The sequence below is a fragment of the Photorhabdus kleinii genome (assembly GCF_025384885.1).
GTDB classification, from domain to species: Bacteria; Pseudomonadota; Gammaproteobacteria; order Enterobacterales; family Enterobacteriaceae; genus Photorhabdus; species Photorhabdus kayaii.
This window is the reverse complement of sequence record NZ_JAJAFY010000143.1, coordinates 1-1,105: the sequence shown is the minus strand read 5'-3', so window position 1 is coordinate 1,105 and position 1,105 is coordinate 1. Positions and strand designations below refer to the sequence as shown.

The following is a 1,105-nucleotide window of genomic DNA, read 5'->3' as shown; positions in this document are numbered from 1 at the left end:
ACTGGCGTCTCCTGACGTCATCATACGGTTGAGCGGACTTTTCCCCCTGATTTAACAGCTTTTTTTCTGGCTGCTTTTTCCCGCGTTGTTAAAGAGCATTCCAATTCGTCCCGACGGGCACTTTGCCGATGTTAGCTCACTTTTTCCCCGCTGTCAGTGCCGGGTTTTGGTTTCGTTTTCCTGCCGGAATCGGGTGTTATCGGGAACCCGCGACGGCGGGGCAGCTTGTCTGCGCCGCTGACGCGGGTTGGCCGGGTGCGGGCCGGCGAGGCCCGCAGGTGAAGCTTTTCAGCGGGGAAGCCCCTGGGGGCTGCACGGGGCGGAGATGGCGAGCACGGGAACGAGCAAGGAGCCTGCGACTGCGAGCCGGGCGCAGCCAGTGCAGCGGGGTTGGGGCGGGGGCCATAAACCGCGGCCAGCTCGCTGGCCTGCTTTCAGGGCCGTTGACCTTAACAGGCTGACCGGCAACAGTTTCAGGTAGATTTGGGTGCCGGAGCCGCCACGGACGGCGGCGACTGCGGCGGTGGGTTTTAGCACTGATAGTGACAGCAGCGGGTGAGCGAGCGAACCCGGTGCGCCTCTGGGGCTGAGAAGCTCAACCCGGCGGCCAGCCGCACGCTGTTGTTGAGGTGACCGCGCAGCGCCCTTGGGTGGGCGGCGCCGACATAATGTTTCGTTAAGCGTGGCGGGCCGTGCAGGCCCATTGCGCTTAATGCCACATTATGTTGAATGGCGGCTGACCGGCAACGGGTGTTGCCGAGGACGCCGGTGTTCAGCGCCGGGCGGCCGGCATTTACCGCCGGCACGCCGATGGCAGGGGGGCAGTCCGTGCGCAGGGACGCGCGCGGTCTGCCTTTCACTGCGCCCCACGCGCTCACAGGGAACCGGCTAACCTTAAAGACTGTCCGGCCACGGAGTGCGTTCAGGTCGGCTGCTTACTGTCCGGCTTAGCGCTCTCCGCCGGCCTGTCCTCTGGCGGCGTGTTCGGTTTGGATTTCCGTTCTGCCGGGTGGGTCTGCTCATGCACTTTCTTTAAGTGACCGATAGCCACCCGCGTATAGATTTGGGTGGTTTCCAGACTCGCATGCCCTAATATTGCCTGAAT

1 pseudogene is annotated in these 1,105 nt (G+C 63.4%); it reads right to left on the bottom strand.

Annotated features, from left to right (window positions below):
- Positions 1 to 922 precede the first annotated feature (922 nt).
- Positions 923 to 1,105, bottom strand: a pseudogene (locus LG003_RS23045) (site-specific tyrosine recombinase XerC); the annotation flags it as partial.